Source organism: Hymenobacter aranciens (genome assembly GCF_030580865.1).
Lineage (GTDB): Bacteria > Bacteroidota > Bacteroidia > Cytophagales > Hymenobacteraceae > Hymenobacter > Hymenobacter aranciens.
This window is the reverse complement of sequence record NZ_JAUQSY010000007.1, coordinates 236,263-254,320: the sequence shown is the minus strand read 5'-3', so window position 1 is coordinate 254,320 and position 18,058 is coordinate 236,263. Positions and strand designations below refer to the sequence as shown.

At 62.1% G+C, this 18,058-nt stretch carries 26 protein-coding genes; 9 read left to right on the top strand and 17 right to left on the bottom strand.

The genetic code is table 11. The annotated features are described in order from the left end of the window. Positions 1-56: 56 nt before the first annotated feature. The 10 genes from Q5H93_RS12345 to Q5H93_RS12300 form a co-directional block, all read right to left on the bottom strand. Complete coding sequence (locus tag Q5H93_RS12345) at positions 57-764, bottom strand: LamG-like jellyroll fold domain-containing protein (RefSeq protein ID WP_305006839.1); 708 nt, start codon at positions 762-764, stop codon at positions 57-59. Next, positions 761-2,113 carry a hypothetical protein gene (locus tag Q5H93_RS12340; protein ID WP_305006838.1) on the bottom strand — a complete coding sequence of 451 codons (1,353 nt, stop codon included), beginning with the start codon at positions 2,111-2,113 and terminating at the stop codon, positions 761-763. Before Q5H93_RS12340 ends, Q5H93_RS12345 begins: the two co-directional genes overlap by 4 nt. A 3-nt stretch (positions 2,114-2,116) precedes the next feature. Beyond that, entirely contained in the window at positions 2,117-2,785 is a 669-nt protein-coding gene (locus Q5H93_RS12335) for a hypothetical protein (RefSeq protein WP_305006837.1), read from the bottom strand. Next, a complete protein-coding gene (locus Q5H93_RS12330) occupies positions 2,772-3,449 on the bottom strand; it encodes a hypothetical protein (protein ID WP_305006836.1) in 678 nt (225 codons plus the stop codon). Before Q5H93_RS12330 ends, Q5H93_RS12335 begins: the two co-directional genes overlap by 14 nt. A 597-nt stretch (positions 3,450-4,046) precedes the next feature. Further along, entirely contained in the window at positions 4,047-4,460 is a 414-nt protein-coding gene (locus Q5H93_RS12325) for a hypothetical protein (RefSeq protein ID WP_305006835.1), read from the bottom strand. After that, positions 4,457-5,692: a DUF8464 domain-containing protein gene (locus Q5H93_RS12320; RefSeq protein ID WP_305006834.1), complete on the bottom strand. Its 1,236-nt coding sequence runs from the start codon at positions 5,690-5,692 to the stop codon at positions 4,457-4,459. The genes Q5H93_RS12325 and Q5H93_RS12320 overlap by 4 nt, the downstream gene beginning before the upstream one ends. 234 nt (positions 5,693-5,926) lie before the next feature. Further along, the gene (locus Q5H93_RS12315) at positions 5,927-6,502 is read right to left on the bottom strand and encodes a hypothetical protein (RefSeq protein WP_305006833.1); all 576 of its coding nucleotides are present in this window, start codon (positions 6,500-6,502) and stop codon (positions 5,927-5,929) included. A gap of 314 nt (positions 6,503-6,816) precedes the next feature. Next, positions 6,817-7,032, bottom strand: a complete 216-nt coding sequence (locus tag Q5H93_RS12310; protein ID WP_305006832.1) for a hypothetical protein — start codon at positions 7,030-7,032, stop codon at positions 6,817-6,819. Further along, on the bottom strand, positions 7,025-7,315 hold the full coding sequence (locus Q5H93_RS12305) for a hypothetical protein (protein WP_305006831.1): 291 nt from the start codon (positions 7,313-7,315) through the stop codon (positions 7,025-7,027). Before Q5H93_RS12305 ends, Q5H93_RS12310 begins: the two co-directional genes overlap by 8 nt. Then, positions 7,308-7,646: a hypothetical protein gene (locus tag Q5H93_RS12300; RefSeq protein ID WP_305006830.1), complete on the bottom strand. Its 339-nt coding sequence runs from the start codon at positions 7,644-7,646 to the stop codon at positions 7,308-7,310. The genes Q5H93_RS12305 and Q5H93_RS12300 overlap by 8 nt, the downstream gene beginning before the upstream one ends. Before the next feature lie 87 nt (positions 7,647-7,733). Between Q5H93_RS12300 and Q5H93_RS12295 the strand changes: the two genes are divergently transcribed. Further along, on the top strand, positions 7,734-8,021 hold the full coding sequence (locus Q5H93_RS12295; protein ID WP_305006829.1) for a hypothetical protein: 288 nt from the start codon (positions 7,734-7,736) through the stop codon (positions 8,019-8,021). A 17-nt stretch (positions 8,022-8,038) separates the two neighbouring features. Here the strand turns inward: Q5H93_RS12295 and Q5H93_RS12290 are convergent, their stop codons facing one another. Genes Q5H93_RS12290 through Q5H93_RS12265 form a run of 6 tightly spaced genes read right to left on the bottom strand, consistent with a single transcriptional unit; the run spans position 8,039 to position 10,147 of the window. After that, positions 8,039-8,431, bottom strand: a complete 393-nt coding sequence (locus Q5H93_RS12290; RefSeq protein WP_305006828.1) for a helix-turn-helix domain-containing protein — start codon at positions 8,429-8,431, stop codon at positions 8,039-8,041. An 18-nt stretch (positions 8,432-8,449) separates the two neighbouring features. Beyond that, positions 8,450-8,842, bottom strand: a complete 393-nt coding sequence (locus Q5H93_RS12285) for a hypothetical protein (protein ID WP_305006827.1) — start codon at positions 8,840-8,842, stop codon at positions 8,450-8,452. A gap of 2 nt (positions 8,843-8,844) precedes the next feature. After that, the gene (locus Q5H93_RS12280; RefSeq protein WP_305006826.1) at positions 8,845-9,162 is read right to left on the bottom strand and encodes a hypothetical protein; all 318 of its coding nucleotides are present in this window, start codon (positions 9,160-9,162) and stop codon (positions 8,845-8,847) included. A gap of 2 nt (positions 9,163-9,164) precedes the next feature. Then, positions 9,165-9,431, bottom strand: coding sequence for a hypothetical protein (locus tag Q5H93_RS12275; RefSeq protein ID WP_305006825.1), 267 nt, complete (start codon positions 9,429-9,431; stop codon positions 9,165-9,167). 23 nt (positions 9,432-9,454) lie between these two features. Further along, a complete protein-coding gene (locus Q5H93_RS12270) occupies positions 9,455-9,721 on the bottom strand; it encodes a hypothetical protein (protein WP_305006824.1) in 267 nt (88 codons plus the stop codon). Positions 9,722-9,742: 21 nt separating this feature from the next. Beyond that, complete coding sequence (locus Q5H93_RS12265; RefSeq protein WP_305006823.1) at positions 9,743-10,147, bottom strand: hypothetical protein; 405 nt, start codon at positions 10,145-10,147, stop codon at positions 9,743-9,745. Positions 10,148-10,457: 310 nt separating this feature from the next. Here Q5H93_RS12265 and Q5H93_RS12260 point away from each other — a divergent pair, with 310 nt between their 5' ends. From Q5H93_RS12260 to Q5H93_RS12230, 7 genes are all read left to right on the top strand, one after another. Beyond that, positions 10,458-10,748 carry a hypothetical protein gene (locus Q5H93_RS12260; RefSeq protein WP_305006822.1) on the top strand — a complete coding sequence of 97 codons (291 nt, stop codon included), beginning with the start codon at positions 10,458-10,460 and terminating at the stop codon, positions 10,746-10,748. Between the two features lie 147 nt (positions 10,749-10,895). Beyond that, positions 10,896-11,903: an AAA family ATPase gene (locus Q5H93_RS12255; RefSeq protein WP_305006821.1), complete on the top strand. Its 1,008-nt coding sequence runs from the start codon at positions 10,896-10,898 to the stop codon at positions 11,901-11,903. An 8-nt stretch (positions 11,904-11,911) separates the two neighbouring features. Then, positions 11,912-14,386 (top strand): S8 family peptidase, encoded by a 2,475-nt coding sequence (locus Q5H93_RS12250; protein ID WP_305006820.1) that lies wholly within the window; start codon positions 11,912-11,914, stop codon positions 14,384-14,386. Positions 14,387-14,392: 6 nt separating this feature from the next. Further along, complete coding sequence (locus Q5H93_RS12245) at positions 14,393-14,527, top strand: hypothetical protein (RefSeq protein WP_305006819.1); 135 nt, start codon at positions 14,393-14,395, stop codon at positions 14,525-14,527. A gap of 130 nt (positions 14,528-14,657) precedes the next feature. Continuing rightward, positions 14,658-15,008, top strand: coding sequence for a hypothetical protein (locus Q5H93_RS12240; RefSeq protein ID WP_305006818.1), 351 nt, complete (start codon positions 14,658-14,660; stop codon positions 15,006-15,008). A 210-nt stretch (positions 15,009-15,218) separates the two neighbouring features. Next, complete coding sequence (locus tag Q5H93_RS12235) at positions 15,219-15,524, top strand: hypothetical protein (protein ID WP_305006817.1); 306 nt, start codon at positions 15,219-15,221, stop codon at positions 15,522-15,524. A gap of 76 nt (positions 15,525-15,600) precedes the next feature. Next, positions 15,601-15,801 carry a hypothetical protein gene (locus tag Q5H93_RS12230; RefSeq protein ID WP_305006816.1) on the top strand — a complete coding sequence of 67 codons (201 nt, stop codon included), beginning with the start codon at positions 15,601-15,603 and terminating at the stop codon, positions 15,799-15,801. A gap of 33 nt (positions 15,802-15,834) precedes the next feature. Here Q5H93_RS12230 and Q5H93_RS12225 read toward each other — a convergent pair whose 3' ends face one another. Further along, positions 15,835-16,284: a hypothetical protein gene (locus Q5H93_RS12225; protein ID WP_305006815.1), complete on the bottom strand. Its 450-nt coding sequence runs from the start codon at positions 16,282-16,284 to the stop codon at positions 15,835-15,837. Between the two features lie 123 nt (positions 16,285-16,407). Between Q5H93_RS12225 and Q5H93_RS12220 the strand changes: the two genes are divergently transcribed. After that, on the top strand, positions 16,408-17,763 hold the full coding sequence (locus Q5H93_RS12220; RefSeq protein WP_305006814.1) for a phage integrase SAM-like domain-containing protein: 1,356 nt from the start codon (positions 16,408-16,410) through the stop codon (positions 17,761-17,763). The last annotated feature ends 295 nt before the right edge of the window (positions 17,764-18,058 follow it).

The following is an 18,058-nucleotide window of genomic DNA, read 5'->3' as shown; positions in this document are numbered from 1 at the left end:
TAAGAGGAACCAAAGCTCCTCCCGGCTACCCCCGCGAAAAAGGACAGAAAACGTCCCTACAAATTCACCCAGACCGGGCTGCCGACCAGCGTCAGCGTGCGGTTGTTGCCCGAGTTGTCGTCGGCGCTGGCGCCATTGCCTTCGGTGAGGGGCCACTGCGCGTAGAGGCTGGCGTGTGGTGGCAGCAGCGTGCTCATGGTGCTCTGTATCTGCGTGGCCGTGAGGGCGACGGTCTCCACCCGGAAGCCGGCGAAGGTGGCGCCGGTCGAGTTCCCGTTGTGGTCGGTGCCGAAGCGCAGCGGGCCCACGGCGGTGTTGAGGGCCGGCGTGGCTTTCTCCGCCGGCACGCCGGTGCCACTGATGGGCTGCACGCCATTGACGAACAGTTTCACTTTCGCCCCGTCGTAGGTCACGGCGATGCACGTCCAGACCTCCGCCTCCAGGGTGATGTAGTGGTTGAAGTCATTGCTCCAGCCATTGAAGGCCAGGTAGCAGCTGCTGGCCGTGATGCTGCCATAGTAACGCAGGGTGAAGTCCTGGTTGGTGGCGGTGGTGCCGGAGCAGAAAAGGGGAATCACGGCCGTGCCCCAGGCGTAGCCCAGCGTTTTGGTGGGCTTCACAAACACCAGGTAGGTGCGGCTGGCGTTACCGGAGATGGCCGTGCTGGCACTGGCGTACTTGCCGGAGCCAAACTGCAGGCCATACACCCCAAAGGGGCCACCCACCGTCAGGCTGTGGTGGCCGACGACGGCAGCGGCACTCATACTTTAAGTTGGTAATTAGGCCCAACCGTCACCCAGAACTCCGTGCCCTCGCGCTTCACGGTGTAGCCGGTGCGGCCGTCCTTGTCCGGCGAGGGCGAGAGGCTGCGGCCTTGCACCACGTACAGCGTATAGCCGGCCGGCCACGCCCATAACAGGTCGTTGCCGGCGATGGTGTCGGTCTGCACGTGCAGCTCCCGCGTCACATTTTCGAGGAAGGTAGCCGGCAGGTTGATGGTGCGGGGCTGGCCGTTGCGCAGCAGCCAGCGCGCTTCCTGCAGGCCGTTCCAGGTCACTGACGTCAAAATATCGCCAGTGGCCGCCGTAGGATTATCGAGCAGGCGCAGGGCCGTGGGCGGGCTCAGCACCTCCCACTTGTCGGCCCAGCCTGCATCCAGCAGGGGGCTCGTGGTGCTGGCATGGGCCGATTTGGCCACGAAGATGCCCCCACCGGCGGAAGCCGGCTCGTACTGCGCGTAGCTTCTGGCGCTCCAGGGGCGGATGCCGCCGGCCACGGCACTCAGGGCCGTTTGCACGAAGGCCGTGGTGGCCAGGCGGGTGGAGTTGTTGCCGGCCGCCGGCGTGGGGGCCGTGGGCGTACCCGTGAAGGTGGGCGAGGCTTTCGCGGCCAGGGCGTTGAGCAGCCCGGCAAGCAGCGGGTTGTCCAGCGGGTTGTCCGTCAGGCCCGCAAACGTGGTACTGCCCCCGCCGCTACCGCTCGACAAGGGCGCGAAGTTCCGGTAGATGGGGTCGGTGTCGAGGCCGGTGGGCGCTGGGTGCGAGTAGCCCACGCTGTCGGCTTTCCATTGCACCAGGCGCGTCTGACCACCGGGAAAAGTGTACTGCCGGATGTCGCCGGCGACGTAGTCCTGGTCTTCCAGCAGCAGCACCGGGAAGGAGGCTATTTTCTCGCTGTCAGAGCCGCTGACCTTTACCCAACGGGCCTTCGTCGTGGCCACGGTGTTGAGCTCCTCGTCGAGCAGAGCATCGACCAGGCCGGCCGAGTCTTTCACCAACTGGAAGTACACCGGCGGCGCCGTCACACCGGCGCCACCCGTGGCCGAGTCCGTGCCGTTGCGGGCCATCGCCTGCATGCCCAGCACCCGGTAGTTGGCGGGAATGGTGCCCAGGCTATCCGTGAACGGTACCGGATAGGTGGCCCCCTTCACGTTCTTCACCGTGAGGCCGTTGAACGTAGGAAAGGTGCCGAACAGGTCGAGCACCAGTTCGCGCAGGGTTTCCTCGACGATGTTCTCGAACTCGTTATCGGCGAGCTTGAGTAGCCACTTCTGCATGAAGGCCAGCGGCGTGAGCGTGGGGGCGGGGGTGATGGGGAGGTTGTGACCCGACATAACTTAGAAAATAGAGAAGGCCACGCGGAAGCCCGAGCGCAGCACCACGGTTTGGCCGGCCTGCACGGTGGCCACCACCTGGCCCGCGCGGTTGCGGATGGTGACGGTGCCGCCGGCGCCGGCGCCCAGTTCGATGCCCGCCTGTAGGCCGCCGCCGGCCACCTGCCAGGTGCCCAGGTAGGGCCGGGCCCGGCGCACCGTGTCGGCCGCCAGCGTCCAGTCGTAGTTGTTGCGGTTGGTGAAGTCGGCCGTGCCCGAGTCGTACACGTCCGTCCAGCTCACCGGCTGCTCGGGCGTACCCAGCAGCTGCACGTGCCCGTTGAGGTCGCGGTAGAGCACCACCAGCTCCTGGCCCTCCAGCGCCTCCAAGCCCTGGGCAAGCTCGGGCGTGTGCCGGGCCAGCGTGCCGGTGAGGCGCTGCTGGTAGAGGTCACCGTGCCGGCCCTGGGCCTTCGGCGTTTGCTTGTAGCGCACCGTGCGGCGCACGCTCAGGGCCTGGTACCAGGTCGTGCCCGGCTTCAGCTGCAGCGAGTCGCGGATAACCAGCTCGCCGGTGGCCGGGAAGTTGACCAGGTTCGCGGCGAGGGTGTACCACACGCAGGCCTCCACGCCGCCCAGGTTGTCGGCCGGCACCTGCACCAGGTTGCGCAGGTCGTACTCAGGCACCAGCATAGAAGAATTGGGTCTCGAAGAGGGGTAAAGGCAGCTTCATAAGCTCTTCGCGTACAGCGGCAAACGTGTCCTTGTGGGACAAAACGCCCATTTTTCGGGACAAACCGCCTGTTTTTCGGGACAAACCGCCTGTTTTTTGGGACATATTCACCGAAAAATTCTTGCCTTTCGGCTGGTTTTTTTTCCGCTTGGGCAAATCGGCGTTCCGTTGCACATCCTTGCGCAGGGTTTCGTAGGCAATGTCCTCCTCGCGGATATCGTAGAAGGCCATGAACGAATAGATGGCATCCTTGATGGTCGAGCGCAGGGCCACGGCCTTCTGGACCCACCAGAAGAGCTCGGCCCGGAAGAAATCGTCGACAAAGTCGTTGAACTGGAAAACGGCATAGGCCGAGAGCTTGCCCTGGGTCAGGTCGTAGTAGGGGGCGCTGAAGTTGCGCAGGTTCACGCCCAGGCGGGCCGTGCAGTCCTCCACGCTGGCCTCGTGCCGGGCCGACTTGGCCGGCTTGCGCAGCAGTTGGGTAAGCGCAAAGCCAAAGCGGCCGGTGCGGCTGAGCACGTAGTCCTCCAGCACCAACTCCTGGCCTTCGATGCGCTGGAGCTTCAGATGCACCACCAGGTACTTTAAGATGTGGGGCTTGACAGGAAAGTCGATTCGTTTCACGGCGCTAGCAGGTTTAGATAGCCCAAACCTACCCTGCCCAGCCACAGGCGCAAAGGACGAGGAAGCGGCTGGCCCAACGGCGCCAGGGAGGGTAGAAACAGACATAGACCAAGAGGTAAATAAGGCGGCCGGGCAACAGCGGTGGACAAGGGTAAATTCAGTGGAGGACTGTAGCAGTAGCCGGGCAGTCCATCCGGCGCACCAGCAGCGCTACGGGGGTTTGTCTCATAAAAAGCAGATGGTTTTCGGGCGACAATTTTTAGTCGACAAAAATGGTCCTGGGAGGGCCGTTTTTGGGGGGGTGTTGAAGAAGCACTTTTTTTGCGACAAAACCGGGCGGGCGGTAGCCGTTCGGAGCGGTGTATTATTGCCCCATGTTTTTAGCTGGATTCCTCGCGTGGCTGCTGCTCATCGCGGCCCTGTTCATTGTGGGCTTGGGGTGCTTGATTGCGCCAAGCCTGTACCCCGCCTGGCCCCCGTGGCGCGAGCGGCTGCTAGGGCTGGGCTTGGTGGCGGCGGGCGTGGGCGTTGTCTGGGGGACGCTGCTCTGGGCCACGCAACCGGAGAACCCGCCCCCTCCCCCGCCGCCGCCGCCACCTAAGCAAAGCGTATCCGCTGGTCGAGGTTGAGCGACTCCCGGTGAAACTTGCCTACCACGCCCTGCAGCTGGCGGTTTTCCTGCTCCGACAGCGCCCCTCCATGAAACAGGGCCAGGCGCTGCACGTGCAGCGCGGCCAGCTGGTCGTAGCTCACGCGGAAGACTTGGGGCTTGGGCCGCTTCGGGCGCTTGCCGGGCTTCGGGGCCTTGGGCGGCCGCAGCAGCTCCCGCTGGTGCCGCAGCACCAAGTTGCGCAGCAGCGCTGCCAGCGGCAGGGTCATGAGCACTTCCAAGGCTGGTACCGGCCGCTCGGCTTTGTACACATCATCGACAAGCACCTGCACGGCGCGGGCCAGCAGCCAGGCCTCGCCGCGCTCCAGCGGCACGAGCTGGTCGAGGTGGGGCAGTTTCATGGCGTCACAATCGGGTTCACGCTATACCGGCCGGCATATTCCAGAATGCGGAAAGGGCGCCCAGGGCCGGGGAGGCGCTGGCAGAGGCGGTAATACTCCAGCTGCTCGCCGAGCTGGTTGCGCAGCAGCCGCAGCTGGTCGAGGCCGGCCTGGTCGTTGGAGTAGCTGTAAAAGCTGCACTTACGCCGGATATTATCCACCTCCTTCGTGCCCGGGGCCCGCTCCTTGAACACGGCCCACAGCCAGAACTCGGCCTTTTGGCTGAGCCGGCTGGGCTCCGCGCCCCAGGGCGGCAGCGGCTTGCCGGGCCTGGTCTGGGTCAGGAAATCGTTGAAATCCTTGAAGCCCCGGTACAACTCATTGAAGGCTTTGATGCACTGCGAGGGCACGGCCTGCCGCAGCAGGTGCAGGGCCCGGATGCCGGCCGCGTCGTTGTCGCCAAACCAGTAAATCATCTCCGCTTCCCGCAGCTGCGGCAGCGCCTCCCCGAGCAAGCTCACGCTATTGAGCACCAGCACCGTGCAGCGGAAGTGCGACTTGCGGTAGTAGGTCAGCGCGCTGAAGTAGTCCATGAAGCCCTCAAACACCATCACGCCCGGCTCGTGGCCCGGCAGCCAGGTGAGACCCTTGCCGCCGATGGTGCCCTGGAAACTTTTGCTCCGTACCTCCCAGCCCCCGGCGGTTTTCCAGGCCAATGCGAAGTAGGGCTTCGAGCGCTGCTGCCCCTGCACCTGGTAGAAAATCTGCTGCACGTGCTCCTGATGGCGGACGCTGCGCTGCACCAGCGGCCAGTTGATGCCGCGGCTGCTCAGGTACTGCACCAGCGAGGCCCAGGTGAGCGGCTCGACGCGCACGTCGGTGAAGGTGCGCAGGCCGGTGGCCACCGTCGCGCCAGCTGGCCGCGCCGGGGGCAGGGCCAGCGGCAGGGGCAGGTCGGCCGACCAGGCCGCGAGCGTGAGCTTGGCCACGGGCAGCGACACGCCGGTGAGCTTCATCACCAGGGCCAGCACGTCGCCGCCAGCGACCTTCTGGCCCGGCCCGGGCGGCTCGCCGAAGTCGCTCCACACGTTTTTGGGCTCGCACACCACGAAGGAGGCGGTCTGCTCCTCCCGAAAGGGCGAGCGGAAGTAGTAATTGCCGCCGGCCGCGCAGCCCAGGGGCTGGCAGCCCAGCCGGGCCATGATGGCCAGCAGCGGAATCTGTTTGGCGGCAGCGGTCGAGAGGCGTACCATGGTCGTTTTTCGATTTTTTGGAAATAGCGGCCCCTACCCACGCCGGCCGGCGGCGTGGTGGAAGCCTGGGCGAGACGCTGCGCGCCGCCCCCCGTCATTTTTTTTTCAGCCAGCCCGACTTATGCACACCTGCGCCGGTGGAAAAGTCGGCCGAAAACCGGCGTTCCTATGCTTCATAACATCTAGGAAAGTTCCTAGAGCATAAAGCTGGGATTTATGCCCGCTTTGAGTTTTTTAAGAAGTCGGGCGCAGTTCCTGGGTGAAATTTTGAGCCAGGCCCCGGGCCAGATTTCGTAGCGCCGCCAGCGGATTAGCCGGGGCCGCAGTGGTCGAAACAGGGGCCGCTACGCTCACCGCAGGGGCGGCGGCAGGACGGGACTTGCTTGGCACGGCGGGTTCCTCAAACACGAATAATTCCGGGTTCAGCAGCAGCTGGAGCCCGCCCTTGATTTGGATTTTGGCGCGCAGGAAGCCATGGTGGATGAGGCACAGAATATGCCGGTAGGCAGTCTTGGGGTCGAGGTTGCCGCAGCGCTTGGCCAGCGAGGTGCGGGTGGTGCGGATGGCCAGGCTCAGCTCCGCCGGCGCGTCGCGCCACTCGGCCAGCAGGATGGTCACGATTTCCTTCAGCGTCTGAAAGACGTTGCCCTTGAGGCGGGGCAGCTGGAGCGAGCGCGGCAGCAGCTGCGCGGCCAGTTCCGCCGGCAGCGCGTCCGGGCGAATGGAAGCGGGGTTCTTGAACAGGCCCACCACGCGGGACCAGGTTTTGCGGTAGTTGATGCGACGTTTGAGCGAATCGGGGCGAATCATAACAAACAGGGAAAGAGGTTGAGAATGGGCAATAAGAATCCAAGCCTTGCCGATGTGGCAAGGCCATAGCGCACCCGACCGGCTTCGAGCCGGCATCAGCCGTGACGTTAAAACACTCCTTACCTGAAAAGTGAAAACGGCTGGTCTTCAGTTAGACGACGGGGCGGGTAGATACACTACCTGCCCGGCCGGGGGGCCGCGCCCAGGGGCGCGATGGCAGCCTGATGCTACCCGCCGGTGGGGGCGTGCGTGCCGGGCCAGGCAGGCAGTACCAGCGGGTAGCGTAGGGGTGGAAGAAAAGAACGGCTCAGGCATCAGCGGCGGAGCAAACGGGTTCGGATGAAGTAGCCCAGCCAGCGGCCGGCCGTGCGCAGCAGCAGCCAGGCGGGCCACCACCAGAGCGGGGCCCACACCCACCACCATGACCAGGTGGCCACCGGCGCGAAGCCGGCCAGCTTAAGCGTGAGCAAGGCCAGCCAGCCCGTGATGCAGCCGGTGGCGACCAGAGCGGGAGCTTCGGACTTATGCATGGTCCGGCCCCTCCTCCACTGGTTTCACACCCTGCGCAATCATCGGATTGATGTGCTGCACCAGCGCAATGCCCCAATCAGCGCCGAAGGCATACGCCCAGGCCCGGCTTTTGAACCAGAGGCTGAATGCCGTGCCCTCGTCATCCGATTCCTCATAGAGGATTTCCACGGTAGGCGTGGTGGGCCGGCCCTCCACGTCCGTGTTCCAGTTGGCCACGAAAATGCGGAAGTAGGGCGCCAGGGCGGCCGTCAGCGACACGTCCTTGTGAATCTTCTTACCCACGGCCCACCCCTCCCTTCTCCGCGCCCAGCACGCGGTCGATGGCCTCGCGGCGGGTGAGCAACGCCTGGCGGTCGAACTCCAGCCCGTTCTGGTGGCCGGCGTCGGGCTGCCACTGACCGGTGCGGTACTGCTCCAGGCTCCACTCGGCCCGCTGCAGCGCCTCCACGAGTTCGGCGCGCTCGACGCGCAGCGCCTGCCGGCGCTCGGTATCGGGGGCCGGCAGCAGCGAGAGTGGCAGCACATCGACCGGCAAATTAAAATTGTGGCTCAGCGCGATGGCCAAGCCCTGCACGCCCAGGTCGGCCGGGCAGGAAGTGTAGAGTCTAATCATGAGAAGAAGGAAAAATTAATAGTGCCAACATTTATTACTCAGGCCAATCGGGTACCTTTGTAGCTCACACTCTAGTACCTATTCGCTATGCAACTGCTTGACCACTTAGCCGAATTGGAGTCCTACCGGACTCTGCTGAGCCGCCTGACGCCCGAGGGTTCCACGAACTGGACGGCCCTGGGCATGGCCGAGGACGCCGCCCGCTGGGCCCTGCGCGCCATTCCGCCTGCCGCCCTGCCCGACGAGCCCCTGCGCACCCGGCGCGAGGAGCTGCGCAGCCAGCTGCGCACCAAACCGCCCATGCACGCGCAGTGGGACCAGCGCACGGCGCAGGTGCGCGACGTGCTGGAGCTCCTGCAGCGGGTAGCTGCCTAAGTGCCGCGCCGTTCCCATCAGGCCACGCGGCGCAGCGCCTTTTCCGAGGGCACTGGCTTTTTAGAGGGTGCTTTCCTGGCCGGCGCGGGCCGCTCGCCGGCCGTCGTGGCGGGCTCGAGTACGCCGATGCCCAGCCCGAAGGCTTCCACGTCGGCCCGCTTGAAGCGCCAGCGGCCGCTGAACTCGTAGCCTTGCAAATACACTTTCCGGCCCTGGGCGTTGTAGCGGCCCTGGGTGCGCCACTGCTCCACGGTGCGGCGGTCGAAGCCGGTGTAGGCGGCTACCTGCTCCAGGCTCATGAAATCGTCGGGGCTGGGCCGGGCGGCCACCTGGCTGAGCAGGCTCAGCGCGGCGTCGAGCTTGGCCGTGAGGGTTTCAAAATCCTGGCGGGAAGGAATGTCGAGCAGCATGGCGTCAGGGGGTAGTGGTTAGCGGGTAGCGAGTTGGTCAGCGGGGAGCAGGGTGCCGGCGTCGAGGGCGGCCTGCCGGGCGGCTTTGTACTTGCGGTTGTTGAGCAGCAAGTGGCGCACCTCGGCCAGCTTGCACACGTGGGTGTCCGTCACCAGGTCCTGCACCCCCGGCCGCCCCCAGTGCTGCACGCTGACGTAGCTCAGCGGCCGGTCGGCATCGGTGGCCGCGTGGTAGATGTATAGCACCCGGTAGGTGCTGTGCTCGTCCTGGAGCCACGTGGCCATGAGCAGCGTTTGCGCGGGCGAGGCGATTACCTGCACCACGAAGCCGAGGCGCTCCAGCGCCGGGCGCAGCTCCGGAGCCAGGTTGCGGGGCCGGTCGGGGGCCGGCGTGGGGGCGGGGGCGTGCATGCTCAGGCAGTTTTTTTAGGGAGCAACAGATGGAAATCGCGCCGGCAGTCCGTCCAATCGACTTCCTGAATGCCGGCTGGCAGCTCGTCCACGAGCAGCACTTCCTGGTCGGTGTAGCCTTCCTGCAGCGCCGTGCGCAGCGCGGGCGGCATCGTGCCGTTGACGTACACCGTGAGGTGCCCGCGCTGGTAGGCGTAGCCGAGAATGGGCTGCGGCACCGGCACCAGGGCGGCACCAGCGGGCAGCGAATCGACGCGCACCCGCTTGCCGGTGGCGGCATCGGTGAGCGAGATGGGCGGGAAAAACAGTTGCTTGCCCATCGTCAGGCGACCTTTTGGCGGTGCACCACCTGCATCACCCCGCCGCGCAGGTGCTGCCGGCGGGCGCGCTCCAGGCGCAGCACCACCGGCGTTTCTTCCTGGTAGTGCGGGTGCGTGAGGTTGATTTCGTGGCAGCGGCGCTCCAGCTCCGCTTCGGGCAGCAGCTTCACCAGGTTTTCGGGCAGCAGCCCGGTGGGCGAGATGAGTTCGTGCAGCTCCAGGATGTTGGGCAGCTTGGGCGGGGTCGCCGGGTCGGTATTCAGGCGCATGAGGTGAGATGGTGAAGGGTGAACTAGTGAAAGAGCGGGGCCGGCCGGCGCACCGGCACGACCGGCAGCAGTTCGGCGGGAATGACGAAATCAGGCAGCCCCACCCGCACCAGGTCAATCAGCCAGCCCAGGTGCGTTTTGCGGCTCTGGCGCACGGCGCGCAGCTGCTCGGCCGTGGCTTCGTGGCCCTGGCGCACGAGCGTATCGACGGCGGTGGTGGGCAGGTCTTCGCACACCAGCGCCATGAGCTGGTAGTACTGCTGCCGGGGAGTGGTGAGGGGGGCGTGCATAAGCCAGAAAAGTGATGGAGCTTAGGGATGCGACTCGACGGGCACGGCGGCCAAGCCAGGGGCGCTGGGCAAATCCGCCCCGGCAGCCTGGCGGGCGCGGCAGAAGGCGTAGTTGCGCAGCAGCAGCCACTGCACCTCGGCCAGGCTCTCGACCAGCGTCCGGGCGAAACAGGCGTAGGTGAACGGGCCGATGGTTTTGAGGCAGTCGCACAGGGCCCAGCCGCGCTGGGCCATCAGCCGCACCTCGAACGTCTCGCCGGTGGAGGTCTGCCACAGGGCCGTGAGGTTCACATAGTGGGGGCTGTCGGGGGCGGGGCCGACGACGGCCTGAAACCCCAGCCCGACCAGCCAGGCGGCCAGCGGGGCGGCTAGTTCGCGGTAGTCAGGCACGGCCACACCGGGGCCATAGGCGGCTTGCGCTTCCATCGTGTTTGCGTGATTTCATTTCGCCCTTGCTTTATTGCAGGTGCATTGTCGTGTCACGACGCAAACATACGCCCGTTAAACCAAATTTGGTTCACACCATTTGGTTTACAAAACCAAAATAGCATCAAAATTGAGCCAATCCACTATCAACCAGCGGCTAAAATTTCTGGTAGAAAGCTATGCACCAAGCGCAAGAGCATTTAGCGAAATGATTGGTGAGAGTCCGACCAATACGCAGAACTATATAGGCAGCAGACAGACAGAGCCGAGGCATGAATACTTAGCCAAAGTACTGCGTCATTTTCCGAGCGTGAATTCACATTGGCTCATCACTGGCGAAGGTGAGCCCTTCCTTTCCGCTGAAGCCGGAACGACTACCAACATCAATAATTCAAAAAATAAAGGCACTGTTCAGAACAACACTGGCAACCACAACACCATCAACAATAACGTGACCCTGGAAGAGTGCCGGCGTGAGCTTGCCGCCTCCCAGAAGGACAACGACCACCTACGTGAGCAGCTCAAGCTCAAGGATGAGCTGATTGCTGCGAAGGACGAAACTATCAACCTGCTGCGTAGCAGCTACGGCCGCCCTAATTGATACTATAACAGGCAACTCCGACGGGCCTGTTTTTCCCGCAACTAAAACCCTAAAAAAATTAGTTAATTTCGCCGGTTTTCACTAAATTCGAGAGAATTATCCGGTCATTGTTGTTGGGGCCGAAGTAGCAGCCCCACACGTAAAATCATGAAATCAGAAACCATCAAACGGCTCTTCCGGTCCATTCAGCTCCAGCCCAACAATGATTTGTTAGGCGTGGCTCGCTCCATCATGGATGAAGAGCGCCGTAAGGGACACAATGTACTTGTAGCAGAGCTGGAGAATATGCTTAGTGCTACCAAGCACTCCGCTGAAATCACTCCATCGACCTCTCTCAGCAGGCAGACTACGACACACAAGTTAGTCGAGCTACCTGTTAGCCGGCGGCATCAGTTGCCGCTCATGGTGGAGGTGCCTCGTGAGCAGTTACGCCACCACATGGTACTGTCGCCAGAAGTAGAAGAACGCATCACTCGACTGGAAAAAGAGTTTGTTTCCCGAAAGCGGTTGGCTGAGCACGGCTTACGTCCTCGACAGAAGATATTGCTGTACGGCGCACCTGGTTGTGGTAAGAGCATGGGGGCCGAGCGGTTGGCCTGGGATATTGGATTGCCTTTTTACAAAGTGCAGTTTGATAGCTTAATGTCCTCTTTTTTAGGCGAGTCAGCCAATAATCTGCGCACTATATTCGAGAGCACCAAAGATGTGCCTTGTGTTTTGCTGCTTGACGAGTGTGATTTCATCGCAAAATCAAGAACATATGGCCAGGACGTAGGCGAGATGTTCAGGTTGGTAAATATGCTCCTATTTTTGCTGGAAGAATATCAAGCGCCTGGCTTATTGGTTGCTACAACTAATCTTGAGAATTCGCTGGACAAGGCACTATTTCGGCGGTTTGACGAAGTATTAGAGATAAAGCGTCCAGGCATTGATGAGATTGTCCGCTTACTGGATAGGTCACTCAGTGGCATAGATGTTAGCCCTTATATTTACCTGTATAGGTTCGCCGAAAAACTAACAGGAATGTCTGCTGCGCAAGTGGTTAAAATTGCGAATGATGCAGCTAAGCAATGCATACTTAGCTATGATAAGTTTGTGACGGCCGAACACCTCGAACAGGCCTACCAAGAAATTTCCACCATCGAAAACACCTAATCCTCACAATGCCCCAATTCCCACATTTGCAGTTTGTCAATACCGTATTCGGTAGCTACAAAGGAAAATCCGGTGGCGGCCGAAGCCCACAAACAGACAGAAACAGAGAGAACATGCCTGCTCACGGTGGAAACCTGAAGCAGCAGTTGGACGATGCCCGTCAAAAGTGGGAGGAAATTATAAGAGAAGGCGAAGAAGATGGATTGCTCACCGCTTCAGGCGAAATGATTCCGCTGTTTCTCCAGGTAGACCCCAAAGCCTTCAACTATGACCAGTTGAAAGCATGGGGTATTGAAATCGTTTCGGAGGAGGAAAATGGTTTTGTAATCGCGGCCTCCTTATCGAGTGACATTCCGCAGCTAACCGATAAGCTCAATCAGATGATAGCCGGCAGCACCGACGGCGTGTTGGGTGTAGCCGCACTATGGAAAGTGGAGACCCGGGAGCGCAGCTTGGAAAACGTCGTCTCCCAGGAACTGCTGGCCCGCTGGGATACAATCGAGGACGAGGAGGAATGCTGGATAGACGTCTCCATCAACATCGGGGCAAAAATGCCTGTCTTCCCCCCCGCTGGTGCGACACTCCGGCAACAAGCCGCCTGGGAGCGGGAAAACGACGAATACGAGGCTATAAGCGAGCCCCGCAAAGCGCAGTTGGCAGCCGTAGTGCAATCTAACGGTGGTAGTATCGAATCCAGCCTAATAGAAGTAGCAGACAGCGCCAGCTGTCGCGTGAAAATTCCCGGGAGCGGCGTTAAAAGCCTGTTCTTCCATCTTCCCTATGTGTGGGAGATTAAGGAACATGACATAACGTCCCGCATAAACAACAACGGTACTGTCCAGGAGGTACACTACAATCCAACCATCCTTGCGCCGGCAGCCGATGCGCCTAAGGTTTGCGTCATTGATAGTGGCGTGCAAGTAGGGCATCGACTGCTTGCCCCTGCAATGGATATGTCAACTTCGTATGTACTATACGACACATCCTACATTGATTCTGTTACGGGAGGCGGGCACGGCACCCGGGTTGCGGGAGCAATACTGTATCCAAATCAGATTCCTACAACTGGCACATATCAGCCCGTTGCCTGGATTCAAAATGCTCGCATCCTAGAAGGACCCAACGGAGAACTCAACAAAAAGGTCTATCTGCCGGAACTGATGCAGCAAATTGTGGCAGACCACAAACCGACACGCATTTATAACATGTCGGTACATACGCCCATCCCGTGCCGGTTAGTGCATATGTCTGCGTGGGCTGCTGAAATAGACCAACTCAGCTACTCCGAGGATGTGCTTTTCATCGTATGCGCTGGAAACATAGAAACTACCGCTAGTTTGCCAACACGCGTAGGCTTAGCTCAGCATTTGGCAAGAAATACCTACCCGGCTTATTTGGGTGACGCGGCGAGTCGAATAGGTAACCCTGCACAGAGTTGTCAAGCAATTACGGTAGGCTCGGTTTGTTTCGACAAGGTCAACACTGGTACCCATACTTCCTTTGGCGACAGGGATTATCCTTCTGCCTTCACCAGAACGGGCCTGGGCATGTGGGGCATGGTCAAGCCCGATGTTGTGGAATATGGTGGCGATACTGTGCAAAACAGCGCTGGGCTTTTTGTAACGCATCCAGATGCCAGCCCAGAACTGGTGTCGTCCGTCGCTGGGGGCTATCCGGCCATCAGTCGTGACGTCGTGGGTACGTCCTTCGCCGCACCCAAAGTAACTCATATCGCCGCTGTATTACAGGCTCAATTCCCAACAAGTAAGACACTGCTGTACCGCGCGTTGATTGCCCAATCCGCACGTTGGCCCGACTACGCGGAAAATGACGCTGTGTCAAACAAACTGTTTCATTTCAGGACGCTAGGGTATGGCATCCCGGATTTGGAACGGGCTACTGAAAACAACGAGTCTCGCGTGACCTTCATTACCGAGGATACTATCACGGCTAAGAAGGCGAAAATCTATTCCATCAATATCCCAGGTATTGGACGGCCCGGTGATACTGAACTCTATCGCCTTGACGTCACGCTGTCTTATGCCGCCCGGCCTCGCAGGACTCGTCGTTACTTACGGTCTTATCTATCCACTCATTTACAGTGGCAGATGGCGAAGCTCGGGGAGTCAATGGGTTCGTTCCAGGGCAGAATTAAATTCTCCTTAGCTAACGACAGCGGTGGCGAAGACCGTCAAACCAATCTGGCAGGTACCAACAACATCACATGGCAGGTAGGCAAACGCACGAATGACTACGTTCACAATATCAGAGGCCAGGACAGCACTTTGCAAAAGGACTGGGCTTTTATAAAAGGATTTGAGCTGCCGTCAGACCAACTTCTGTTTGCTGTAACAGCTCATGAGGGCTGGGAGAAACGAGAAGAAGAAATTCCATTTGCCCTGGCAGTAACACTTACCTCGATGGCCGGTGAGCAAATCTATGCGCGCATTGAGCTTGCCAACCGTATCGAGGTTGAGGTGTAGTAGCTAATGACCCGCCCGCTCCAGCGCCGCCTCGAGCTCAGCGCCGCCGCCCTGCTCTACCTCACCTTCGCCGTGAGCCTCGTGGCCGACTGGCTGCTGGGCCAGGGCTACTTCGCCCCGCACAAAAGCACGTCCGAGTAGCTGCTGCCGCACAGGGCCACGCCGGTGGTGCCGGGGCTTGCCACCACCCCGCAATTTGACATAACTAACTAGTGATGATTCAATAGCATCCGCAAAACGCATTTGGCCCGCTTCCTGCTAAGGAACGGGCGTGTCCACGCCCGCCCTGTCTACCGCTACCCGCCAGGCCCTGCGTCCGCTGGTCTTTCGCGTGCTGCTGCTGCGCGATACCATCGCGGCCCTGCCTGCCAACCGCCGCCTCGCCCAACTGCCCGCGCTGGCCGATTACGTGCCCCACGCCGTGGCCCTGCTCACCAGCGTGAGCCACGGCGAAGCCGGCCCCTGCTTCCAGGCCCGCGCCACCACGCTGCTTCGCCTGCACCAGCTGCTGGAGCCCGCCGCCACCCAGCAGCCCTACGCCCGCTACCGCAGCAAGCTGCTGGCCGTGCTCAACCGCTACCTGCGCCTGCTGCTGCACCAGTTGCAGCGCGCCGACCCCTGAGCCGGTAACTACCCCCAGCACCCTGACGATGCGGCCTCGGGTAGCGGCCCCGGTAGCGGGGCGGGCAAGCGCCCGGGCACCGGGGCCAGCCGGCGCTTCACCGGGTGCCAGCGCGCCGAATAAGCCGTTTTTCAGCGAAAGAAGCAGGTTTTTTTCGCCACGGATTGCCCCAGCGCCGTACAACGCGAAACTCTACTGTACACCCTCTCGATGGATTCGCGCTCGCACGACCAACTAGCGGAGCTGCTCTACCGGGTGCAAGCGCTCCAGCAGTTGGTCGAAACTCACCTGGCTACCCCCGACGGGGAGGGGCAGTCGGACCCCGCCCCGGCTTCCCCCGGCGGCCTCCCTCCGCATGAGCTCGCGGCGCAACTGCGCCTGACGCAGGTCGAAAACGAGCAATTACACCGGCTCATCAAGTCGCAGGAAGACGTCATTACCACCAAAAACGACGTCATTGCCCTGCTACGCGGCGACACCTCTACCCGCGCGCAGCCAGCCACGCCGGGTAGCTAAGCGCCGCCCGCTGACTCAACCTTTTCGCCGCAATCCCGGTTAACCAGCTAACCTCTACCCGGTAAGCCTTATACCCATGCCCGCATCCGACAACCCCGACCACTCCCTGCAACGCATCCGCGAAGTGCAGACCACCATTGAGCAGCAGCTCGATGAAATTCAGAACACCCTGACCGCCATGCAGCAGCGCCAGGTGCACCTCGACAACAACTTCCAGAACCTCACCGCCGCGCTCAAGCTGGTCATTAAAACCCTGGTAGTGGAGCCCGGGGCGTAAGGTAGCGCCGCCCGGGCGCGCCCTCTTGCGTCGTTAGCCGGCGGTTTGCGCCAGGGACTGCCGCGCCCCCTGCTTGGCCTCGGCCAGGGTGGGGTAGTAGGCCGTGCGCAGCTCGTAGCTGCCCTTGGTCACGGCCTGCGCCGTGCGGTCGGCGTACTGCTGGGTGGCCAGCTGCCCCAGCACGCTCTCGGCCAGCACCACGCTCACCTCGCGCAGCCCGGCCGCCGTGGCCCGGGGGTTAAACTCGTCGCGCAGCCACTCCTGCACGGCCTGCGGGATGGCGCTCATCTGGCGCACGTCGCCCACCCAGCCCCAGGGCCGCGCCGGCGTCGAGCGCTGCTCGAAGTAGTCCAGGGCAAAGCCCTGCAGGGCGCGGAACTGCTGCTGGTTGGCAAAGCCGTGCCACTGGGTAATGACGCAGGGCACCTGCTCATCCACGAGCACGGAGCCATAAGACTCGGAAAACAGAACCGTATCGGCCATCTGAATGCAAAGTATAAGAAGTAAAGTGCAACAAAAACACTTACGTATTTATGCCCGCCGCGGCTGTGAATTCCCGGGTTTGCGCCGCTTTTTCTACCTTGTGGCCTTTCTACCCGCCCTGCCATGAAACTCACCCGCCAGCTCCGCCTCGACGCCCTGGCCGCCGATGGCACGGCCCCGGTGCAGCTTACCATCAGCTGGGAGGGCAACCGCCTGCGCCTGGGCACGGGCGTGGTTGTGCGCCCCGAGCACTGGGACGAGGCCGCCAAGCTCGTGAAGGTGCAGCCCGGCACGCCCCACGCTGCCGTCAACCCGCGCCTGAACCGGGCCAGCGAAGCCGCCGGTCAGGCCCAGGAGCGTGCCACCAGCGAGGGCCGCAAGCTGCCCAAGGACGAACTCCGCACCGCCGTCGAGGCCGCGCTGCGCCTGGCCCCGGTGCCGGAGCCGGCCCCCTCCCCTGCCCCGGTGGCCACGGCCGACGCGCCTACCACCTCCGAATTCGACCAGCTGCAGCGCCGCTGGATTCAGGAGCAGCTGTACAAGCCGCGGGGCCACTCGGGCAAGCCGCTCTCCAAAACCACCAAGGCGGGCTTCGAGGCCACCCGCGAGCGCTTCCACCAATACGCCGAGGCCCGGGGCATCGAGCTGCGCGTGGAAAACCTCAACCTGGAATTTTACCAGGACTTCCGCCGCTACATGCTCGAGGAGCTGGGCCAGGGTGTCAATACCTTCGGCAAGCACATCGCCCGGCTCAAAGCCTTCCTGGGCTGGGCCGAAGCGGAACTGGATATGCCGGTGCACCGGCACTACCGCAAGTTCACGGCCCCCAAACTGCGTGGCCGCGTCGATGCCCTCAGCGAAGCCGAGCTGCGCACCATCGCGGCCCTCGACTTCACCGACCCCGCCACCCGGGAGCGGCTGCTGGTGCTGCGCGTGGAGATGAGCCGCGCCACTGGCAAGCACCAGGACGATGCCTCGGCCGAGGCCTGGCTGGCGCACGTCGAGCTGGCCCGCGACAAGTTTCTGGAGTGCTGCTACACCGGCCTGCGCATCAGCGACGCCAACCGCGCCGCCTGGCAGCACGTGCGCGGCAACCTGCTCGTGCTCGACTCCACGGCCAAGAACGAGGCCACGGTGTACATCCCCTTCTACGACGACGATTTATTCCAGCCCGTCGCGCTGGCCAACCGCTACGAGCACCGCTCGCCTTTCGATTTGCTGGTGCCCGAGTGCTACCGGGCCAACGAGTTTCTGAAGGTGGTGCAGCGCCTCTCGGGCATCACCCGGCTGAACCTGACAACCAAAATCGGCCGCAAAACCTTCGTCACCCTCAAGCTCTACCAGGGCGTGCCGGCGCGCCTGATTATGCAGGCCACCGGCCACCAGACCGAGGAAGCGTTTAACCACTACGTGGGCGTGGACGAGCTGCGTTTAGTCGAGGAATTCATGCGCAAGTCGCCCCGGCGGCGGGCGGCGTAGTGTGGCAGTTTCTGTGGCGGGTTTCCTGCCAGCGGATGCCAAGCGGTGCTAAGCCGTGCGACTGCTACCCGCGTTTGCGTAAAGCTGGCCCACATTGCGGGCCCTGTGGCAGCCTCGGGCAGCATTCCTAATTTCCCTATGCGACCACAAAAAAGGCCCTTAGCGCACGCTGAGGGCCTTTTTGGCTTTATGTGGCAGACTTGCCAATTCCTGCTTATATCAGCTAGTATAAGCAGCATTGAGCCAACCAATTGTGGATACCACTCCTGCCTTACCAGCACCGGCAGGGGCAGCA